The following is a 3,963-nucleotide window of genomic DNA, read 5'->3' as shown; positions in this document are numbered from 1 at the left end:
GGTTTGATCAAGTTTATTTTTGATTGACCTGGGATAAATGTTCATTGGCGAAAGCCTCCTTAAAAATATAATTTTTTTAAGGGCTTCGCCACATTTTTTAACCACTTTGTCAATCTTTTTATGTTTTATTACAGAAAAAAGAGCCTTATGCTTTTGCAAACATAAAACTCTTCTGATTTCTTAACTTAATGACATTGGCTGGTTTAGCTGACTTTTTGATAGTTTCAAACGAAGAAAAATGCTTCGTTTCGTGTTTGTGTTGCTTCTAGTTGTAAATCAGTTCCGAAACGACAATGGCATGGGCCTGTTCCTTGAGCTGGTTCATGTGCCATACCCAGGTTAACGGGCTGGTTTTCGGGTCAGGCGCCGGATGTCTAGCCAGAAGGCACCCCATGATCTGATCGAGCCGATTGCGGGCCGACCGTTCGACTGTCCGCAGGTGTTCGCCGAGTTTATCCTGGAAAAACAGCTCCAGGAATAAGTGTTGCTTATGCTCTTTGAGATAACGATAACGCAGCGCCTCATATTTTCCGATTTCTGACTGGTTGATGACATGAAACGCATCAAGGGTATTGTTGTCGAAATACTCATTTTGAATGACGGGTGTTAGGGTCGGGTCGATTTTGGATTGATCCGAGTTCATTAAATCCTTCTCCTTCAAATGTGCAAACCTTTCCGAAAGCGATGTTGCAATTTTCGAATTTACCGAGATTTTTTAAGCGACTCAATTTGCGTGAGTCCATGTTTTTGACCGGGAATTTCTCAGACGCAAACTTTTCTCGGCCTGATTTTTTCGGTCGTGAAATATTTTTACCCAAAACTCAACCGGATATTTATTTTTCATCGTTAATTCGGTATCTTTCGGAATGAAGTAAAGAAGGTTTTAAGAATTAAATTCAAGGTTCAGAAAGTCGTGCAAAACAGCCATCCCGTATGATCGATGGCGCTGTGCTATTTATTACAATAGTCGCTCAGTTGTTATCGCCAGACGGCAAGGTCGCCATGAGGGCAAAAAAATGCTTGGGCTCGCCGGAACTGAAATAATCATACCAGGCGGCTAGGGTGTCTGCCTGAAAAAGATCCAAATGCTCAATGATCTGTCTGGCCCACAACAAAGCGCCGGTGGAACTTGCCGTAATCAGGTTGTGATCGGAAACCGATGGCTGGTCGAGATAAAATTCCTGGCCTTTATAAGCGGGACAGAAGATTTCAAGAAATCCCGGGCCATTGCTGGTATGCGGACGATTATCTAATAGCCCAAAGTTGGCAAGCGCAGCAGTTGCCCCGCAGATGGCCCCTACTGTCGCACCGGAAGCGAGAAATTCGCTGGCTTTTTTAATGATTGCGCTATGCTTGGGGTCGTTCCAGGTATCGGCACCCGGCAAGAGCAGGACGCTTGTTTTGCTCATCACAAGCTCATCAATCAGGCAATCGGGTACGACTGTCATCCCGCCCATGGTTGTAATCGGTGCTTTGGTAGCGCAAACTGTTTTGAGCGAGACCGGTGGGGCGCCCTTTTTAAAAAAGCGACCAGAATTAAGCTCTGCCGTAACATAGCCCAGTTCCCAGTCGGCCAAGGTATCAAGAACGTAAACATAGATCGTAAACATAAATTTCCTCCATTTTCATTGTGTTTTAAAATGTAAACAGGTAATGCCTGGTTGCTCTTTTATTATACCTTGCAATTGTTGACAACAGTATGGCCATAATTTACAATGAAAAAAAGAAAGTTAAAAAATTGAAAGGCGGCGATCCGATGAAAGTGGACCGGCTGATTAGCATTATTATGATTCTTCTTGAAAAAGAGCGGATCGGCGCACAGGAGTTGGCAGATCTGTTTGAAGTGTCCCCCCGCACCATTTATCGTGACATCGATGCGATCAACATGGCGGGTATTCCTGTTTGTTCGACACCGGGAGTGGGCGGTGGCTTTGCCATCATGGATACGTACAAGGTTGATAAAAAAGTATTTTCGACGGCCGACCTTTCGGCGATCCTGATGGGTCTTTCTAATCTTTCAACAATGATTCGGGGGGATGAACTGGTAAACGCCCTGGCCAAAGTTAAGAGCTTTATTCCCGCCGACAGCGCCAAAGACATTGAACTGAAGGCAAATCAGATTTATGTCGATTTAAGTCCATGGATGGGCAACCGGAATATACAAGCCTATTTGGAAATTGTCAAAACAGCGTTACAGGAACACAAGCTGCTATCCTTTGACTATGCCGACCGCCATGGCAATAAAACCGCCCGAACAGCCGAGCCGTATCAGCTGTTATTAAAAAGTAATCATTGGTATTGGCATGGGTATTGCCACAAACGAAGTGATTTTCGCTTATTCAAACTGTCCCGCATCTCAAACCTGCAAATGGAAGAAAAAACGTTTGTACCACGAGAACATCACAAACTGGAGTTGGATTTTTCGGATACGCTGGCGACGATGCAGACAAAAATTAAAATCCGCATTCATCAATCGATCCTCGACCGGGTTCTTGATTATTGCCCGTATGAACACATTTTGCCAGACGGCGATGACCATTACATTGCTTATTTTCCCTTCATCGAGAACGACTATTACTTCACGATTCTTTTAAGTTTTGGCGATAAATGCGAGTGCTTGGAGCCGCCCCATATCCGTGCGGAAATGAAACGCAGAATCCAGGATATTGCTGCTTTATATGAAAATGCGGACAGGGAGCACGAATCAGGGGGCGGGCTAGTGATTAAAGAAGAATAAGCATAAAAATATCTATTTGTTGAGAGGAAACGGGTGAGATTTCTTAAAATTTAGATGCCAATTATCGTATTTGTCGTTTTTGAAATGATTGCACTGGGTTTTGAGGGCGCATTTTTATTATTCAAGAATAAATTCTCCTTTTTCGACACTGGTAACGGATGGCGTTCCATCTAAGGTGACATGCATCTGTGCTTCATAAGACTTCCATTCAAAATCGGACCAGCTAACGCCTTGAGTGGCAGCATTGCTTTTACTTGTTTCTTCATTGCCAGTTGTTTCAGTCTGTCTTTCCTGTCTTTCCTGACTTTCTGCCATCATCTTTGCAGCCATTGCCATCGCATACAGCTGCGGACTTGTCTCCATTAATTTTTTCAGGTCAGAACTGGACACTTTTCCGCCCGCAGAAATTTTGGCGGCGATTTCAATCGCTTCCGCTAAATCTTTGTAGGCATTGGCCCAGGATTCACTTTGTTGTTTGGAGACCGCCAGATTATGGGCCAGATTACGTTGATTAAAGGCCGCTTCCCGATCCGCCTGGGCCTGCTGGTCGATTTCCGCTAATTGCTTTTTTACATCATCAGAAAGCTGGATATCGACACCGTTAACGGTAAGATAGCCTCTTGAAATAGCCCTGCTAACCATTGCGGAATCAGAAAAATGGATAACAAAACTGTTTGCTTTCTCGCCCTTGGTTATTCCAAGCGAGTCTTTTCCTGATGTGGCACGCATTGTCTCGTCACTTCCCGGCGTTTCATAGGCTTCTTTTGAAATACTAAGCGTATCCGTTTTTTTTGAAACAGACTGACTGGATGATTGGCTTTTTTTTATTGATTTTTGACTTTCTGTCATTTGATTGTAGCTGCTATAGAAATTTTTAACAACAGAACTTATTTTCATCGAAACATTGCCCCCTTTTTGCAAATTGGTGTGTCTTTATATTCATTATCTTTTCTATTATCGGCAATAATTATAATTTTGTTAGTATTGCCAACATTGATTTGTTTGTGTTTTAGGTGTCAAACTTATCTCAGATCATGTGGTGCTAGAATAAAAATAGTACAAATCGAAATGAGAAAATCCAAAATTAATAAAAACATGGTACGATAAAAGAATCGTACTGAAGGAGGATCTCATTATGGCAAAACAACATGATAAACAATTCAAACTGGATGCAGTCCGGTACTATGAAGAACACAAGGAACTCGGTCTGCGTGGATGCGCTGAAA

At 42.8% G+C, this 3,963-nt stretch carries 4 protein-coding genes; 1 reads left to right on the top strand and 3 read right to left on the bottom strand.

What is annotated here, in order from left to right; translation table 11 throughout:
• Positions 1–265 precede the first annotated feature (265 nt).
• Both BI182_RS14410 and BI182_RS14405 read right to left on the bottom strand, forming a co-directional pair.
• A complete protein-coding gene (locus BI182_RS14410; RefSeq protein WP_286808895.1) occupies positions 266–643 on the bottom strand; it encodes a TnpV protein in 378 nt (125 codons plus the stop codon).
• A 328-nt stretch (positions 644–971) separates the two neighbouring features.
• Positions 972–1,610, bottom strand: coding sequence for a type 1 glutamine amidotransferase family protein (locus tag BI182_RS14405; RefSeq protein WP_070369603.1), 639 nt, complete (start codon positions 1,608–1,610; stop codon positions 972–974).
• A gap of 146 nt (positions 1,611–1,756) precedes the next feature.
• Between BI182_RS14405 and BI182_RS14400 the strand changes: the two genes are divergently transcribed.
• The gene (locus tag BI182_RS14400; protein WP_250934489.1) at positions 1,757–2,737 is read left to right on the top strand and encodes a helix-turn-helix transcriptional regulator; all 981 of its coding nucleotides are present in this window, start codon (positions 1,757–1,759) and stop codon (positions 2,735–2,737) included.
• 117 nt (positions 2,738–2,854) lie between these two features.
• On the opposite strand, the gene BI182_RS14395 is transcribed toward BI182_RS14400, so the two are convergent.
• Positions 2,855–3,634: a hypothetical protein gene (locus BI182_RS14395; RefSeq protein WP_286808889.1), complete on the bottom strand. Its 780-nt coding sequence runs from the start codon at positions 3,632–3,634 to the stop codon at positions 2,855–2,857.
• Positions 3,635–3,963: the final 329 nt, after the last annotated feature.

This window comes from Acetobacterium sp. MES1 (assembly GCF_002237635.1).
Taxonomy (GTDB): domain Bacteria; phylum Bacillota; class Clostridia; order Eubacteriales; family Eubacteriaceae; genus Acetobacterium; species Acetobacterium wieringae.
Note: the sequence above shows the minus strand (reverse complement) of the source record. Positions and strands in the feature narration are given on the sequence as shown.